This is a genomic window from Streptomyces sp. NPDC001027 (assembly GCF_040299045.1).
Taxonomy (GTDB): domain Bacteria; phylum Actinomycetota; class Actinomycetes; order Streptomycetales; family Streptomycetaceae; genus Streptomyces.
In genome coordinates this window covers 1-4517 of sequence record NZ_JBEPBI010000407.1, presented here as the reverse complement: position 1 = coordinate 4517, position 4517 = coordinate 1, and the positions used below count along the sequence as shown (strand labels likewise).

General features: G+C 71.8%; 4 protein-coding genes. 1 reads left to right on the top strand and 3 read right to left on the bottom strand.

Going from position 1 to position 4517, the window contains the following annotated elements; all coding sequences use genetic code 11:
* The 3 genes from ABT300_RS41690 to ABT300_RS41680 form a co-directional block, all read right to left on the bottom strand.
* Nucleotides 1-741: peroxidase family protein (locus tag ABT300_RS41690; protein WP_351687737.1), on the bottom strand; the 741-nt coding region annotated here is incomplete at its 3' end.
* Nucleotides 742-868: 127 nt separating this feature from the next.
* Nucleotides 869-1306: a Fur family transcriptional regulator gene (locus ABT300_RS41685; RefSeq protein WP_351687734.1), complete on the bottom strand. Its 438-nt coding sequence runs from the start codon at nucleotides 1304-1306 to the stop codon at nucleotides 869-871.
* A gap of 178 nt (nucleotides 1307-1484) precedes the next feature.
* On the bottom strand, nucleotides 1485-2690 hold the full coding sequence (locus ABT300_RS41680) for a cysteine desulfurase-like protein (protein ID WP_351687731.1): 1206 nt from the start codon (nucleotides 2688-2690) through the stop codon (nucleotides 1485-1487).
* A 635-nt stretch (nucleotides 2691-3325) separates the two neighbouring features.
* Here ABT300_RS41680 and ABT300_RS41675 point away from each other — a divergent pair.
* A complete protein-coding gene (locus tag ABT300_RS41675) occupies nucleotides 3326-4435 on the top strand; it encodes an enoyl-CoA hydratase/isomerase family protein (protein ID WP_351687728.1) in 1110 nt (369 codons plus the stop codon).
* The last annotated feature ends 82 nt before the right edge of the window (nucleotides 4436-4517 follow it).

Below are 4517 nucleotides of genomic sequence, written 5' to 3'. Positions count from 1 at the left end.
CGCGGTCGGCACGGTCACCGGTCTGCTCATCGTCGTAGGGCGGCTCCAGCCGATCGTCGTCACCCTCGCGATGTTCTTCGTCCTCACCGGTACCGTGTCGCCGGTGTAGCGCTGGTCGTCGAGCCAGGTGGTCTCGGGGCCCCAGTAGACGTCCTCCTCCGCCTCCCAGACGTCCTCGCGGCCGCCGGCGAAGCCGAAGGTCGTGAAGCCCATCTGCTCGAGCGCGACGTTGCCGGTGAGGATCATCAGGTCGGCCCAGGAGATGGACTGGCCGTACTTCTTCTTGACCGGCCACAGCAGACGGCGGGCCTTGTCCAGGTTGGCGTTGTCCGGCCAGCTGTTGAGCGGGGCGAACCGCTGCTGACCGGCGCCGGCGCCGCCGCGGCCGTCGCTGATGCGGTAGGTGCCCGCGCTGTGCCAGGCCATGCGGATCATGAGCGGGCCGTAGTTGCCGAAGTCGGCCGGCCACCAGTCCTGCGAGGTGGTGAGCACCTCGGCGATGTCCGCCTTCACGGCGGCCAGGTCGAGCGCCTTGAAGGCCTCGGCGTAGTCGAAGCCCTCGCCGAGCGGGTTCGCCACGGCGGGGTTCTTCGCGAGGATCCGCACATTGAGCCGCTCCGGCCACCACTGGCGGTTGCCGCCGCCCTGGGTCGGGTGCGCGGCACGGCCGTGCGCGACCGGGCAGCCGCCTGCCTCCGCCGCCTTCGAGTCGGTCACGATCGCGTCATGGTTCTCGGTCATGGGGGAATCCTTCTGGGCTGGTCGGATCACATGCTCAGACGCCGCAGGGGTCCGGGTGCTCGGACGCCCGGACCCCGGCTCCTGCGAAGGCGCGGGGTCCTGCGGATGGACGGTGTGCTGCGGATGCTCAGGTGCTGGGAACGGTCGAACAGTCGGGGCACAGGCCCCAGTAGATGACCTCGGCCTCGTCTATGGAGAAGCCGCGGTCGTCGGAGGCGGTCAGACAGGGGGCGTGGCCCACGGCGCAGTCGACGTCGACGACCGCGCCGCACGACCGGCACACCAGGTGGTGGTGGTTGTCGCCGACGCGTCCCTCGAACCGGGCGGGGCTGCCCGGCGGCTCGATGCGGCGCACCAGCCCGGCCGTGGTCAGCGCGTGCAGGGCGTCGTAGACGGCCTGCAGCGAGATGTGGCCGACGCGGTCGCGCACCCCGGAGGCGATGGCCTCGACGCCGAGGTGGTCGCCCGCCCGGACGGTCTGGAGCAGTGCGACCCGGGCGGCCGTCACCCGCAGGCCGGCACCGCGCAGCTCCTCGGCGGTGGTCGGTGTACCGGGTGCTGTCATGCGTCCGAACCTACGGCATAAACACGAACGGTTCAAGAAAACGAACTGTACAAGTCTGAAAGTCGCGGGTGGCGCAGGGAGAGCACAGAGGAAACAGGTGGAGGAAACAGGCGGAAAACAGAGGGGGCAGAGGGAGCACAGAGGGAGCAGAGGGAGCGGTGAGGAAACAGAAGAAAGCTCAGAGAAACGAGGCGAGCCCGTCGAGCAGCCGGTCGACGTCCTCCTCGTCGTTGTACGGGGCGAGCCCCACCCGCAACGCGGGATCGTCGAGCTTCAGCGCGGCGAAGGCCTCGTGGGCGTAGAAGGAGCCCGCCGGGGCCACTGCCTTCCGCGCGGCCAGGTGCGCCTGCGCGTCGCGCGCGTCGCGGCCCGGGAAGGACATGAGGACGGTCGGCGTGCGCTCCGCGGCCTTCGCATGGACGGTGACGGCGTCGCCCAGCGCGCTCAGCCCGGCCGTCAGCCGGGAGCGCAGCGCGTTCTCGTGCTCGTGCAGGGACCGCAGCGAACGCGCCAGCCGCTGCCGCCGCGACTCCCCGGCGACGTCTGCCGTGTCCATGCCGGCGAGGAAGTCCACGGCGGCGGTGGCGCCCGCGAGGATCTCGTAGGGCAGCGTCCCGAACTCGAACCGCTCGGGCACGGCGTTCGGGGACGGCAGCAGCTTGTCCGGCACGAGACCCTCGAGCGTCTCGGGCGCGCCGGCGAGCACCGCGCAGTGCGGCCCGAGGAACTTGTACGGCGAGCACACGAACAGGTCGGCGCCGAGCGCGGGCACGTCCACCAGGCGGTGGGCGGCGTAGTGCACCCCGTCCACGTACAGCAGGGCGCCCACGTCGTGGGCCCGGTCGGCGATGCGGCGCACCGGCGGCACGGTGCCCAGCACGTTGGAGGCCGCGGTCACCGCCACCAGCCGGGTGCGCGGGGACAGCGCCCGCTCGTAGGAGTCGAGGTCGAGTTCCGTGGTGGCCGGATCGATCCCGATCCAGCGGACGGCGACGCCGGTGCGCTCGGCCGCCTGGATCCAGGGGCGCACGTTGGCGTCGTGGTCGAGCCTGCTGAGGACGATCTCGTCGCCGGCCCGCCAGTCCTTGGCCAGGTGCCGCGAGAAGTCGTAGGTGAGCTGGGTGGCGCTGCGCCCGTGCACGATGCCGCTCGGGGGCACGGCCAGGAGGTCGGCGTAGGCGGCGCGGAAGTCCGCGACGGCCTGCTCGGCGTTGCGCTCGGAGGCGCTGACGAGCCCCCGGTTGGACAGCGGGCCGGTCATGGTCCGGGCGACGGCCTCGGCCACCGGCGTCGGGGTCTGGGTCCCGCCGGGGCCGTCGAAGAAGGCGAAACCCTGTGCGAGGGCGGGGAAACGGGTGCGCAGCGCGGCGACGTCCAGAGCCATGCCCCGACTCTGGCACCCGCCGCCGGGCGCCACCACCGGGTGGGGGAAGTCGGCGACGCGGGGTGGGGGCGGGGGTCGGGGCGACGCGGGCGGACGGCTCGGCGGGAGCGGACGCCGGGCGCATGACCCGATCGGCGTACGCTGCACCCGCCTGAGAAGATCGTTCGTGAAGCGCGTTCCACCTGACCAGCCCGGAAGGGGATCGACGAGATCATGTGTGCCACCGCGTCCCGCGGCCCGACGGATTCCCGGCCCGGCACGGAGACCGGTTTCGGGACGGAAGCCTGCTTTCTGGTGGAAATCGGTTCCGGGGCGGATGCCTGCGTCCTGGTGGAAACCCGTTCCCGGGCGGATGCCTGCGCCCTGACGGAAACCGGTTCCGGGACGGAATCCTGCGGTGCCCTGACGGAAACCTGTTGTTCCTCGGGGACGCGTCGGCCGTCCGTAACCGGTTACCGACGAGTGACGCGTTGTCGCACGGAAACCCGTTCCAGCGTGGTGGCCTCTTCCTGCACGGAAACGCGTTCCTGCGCGGAAACCCGTTCCTGCAAGGAAACGCGTTCCAGCGCGGCCAGCCCCTCCCCGACGGAGGCTCGTTCCGCCGAAGGCGACTCGTCCCGGGCGGGGGTGGGCGGATGACCGGCGTCGAAGAACCCGTCCTGCTGCAGACCGCAGGCCGTGCGGCCCGCCTCATCCTCAACCGCCCGCGCGCTCTGAACGCCCTGAACCACGCCATGGTGCGCCGCATCGACGAGGCGCTGACCGCGTGGGAGCACGACCTCGCCGTCGAGACGGTCGTGCTCACGGGCGCCGGCGAGCGCGGCCTGTGCGCGGGCGGCGACATCCGCGCCGTCCACGACGACGCGCGCGACGGCGACGGGACGGCCTCGGCGGCCTTCTGGCGTGCCGAGTACCGTCTCAACGCCCGTATCGCCCGCTATCCCAAGCCGTATGTCGCCGTCATGGACGGCATCGTCATGGGCGGTGGCGTCGGCGTCTCGGCGCACGGCGGCGTGCGGGTGGTGACCGAGCGCTCCCGGATCGCCATGCCCGAGACCGGCATCGGCTTCGTGCCCGACGTCGGCGGCACCTACCTGCTCGGTCGCGCTCCGGGTGAACTCGGCGTCCACCTGGCCCTGACGGGTGTGCAGATCGGTGCGGGGGACGCCGTTGAGTGCGGACTCGCCGACCACTACGTGCCGTCCGCCTCGCTTCCGACGTTCCTCGCCGAACTCGCCGAGCTACCGGTGTGCGAGGCTCTCGCGCGTCACGAACAGTCGCCGCCGCAGGGGGAGTTGGCCGCCGCGCGCGGATGGATCGACGAGTGTTACGCCGCGAGTACGGTCGAGGAGATCGTCCGGCGTCTGCTCGCCCACGGCGACCCGGCCGCCGCAGAGGCCGGGCAGACCCTCCTCACGAGGTCGCCCACCGCGCTGAAGGTCACCCTGGCCGCCCTGCATCGTGCCCGGGGGCTCGGCTCGCTGGAGGAGGTGCTGGACCAGGAGTACCGCGTCTCCTGCGCCGCCCTGGCCTGCCCCGACCTCGTCGAGGGCGTCCGCGCCCAGATCATCGACAAGGACCGGACGCCGCGCTGGTCGCCGGCCACGCTCGACGAGGTCGCAGTAACCGATGTGGAAGGTTTCTTCGCCCCGCTCGGCACCCGGGAACTCGGTCTCGCGGGACCGCCGTCCCTCCGGCCCGACCCCTCAGCTTCCCTCGACCGCTCGGTTTCACCTCGACCCTGAGCCCGGCGCGACCGCTCGAACCCACCCGCGGATCCACCCCTAGAAGGCTGATGAAGATCTTGGTGAGGGCTGTCCGGCCGTC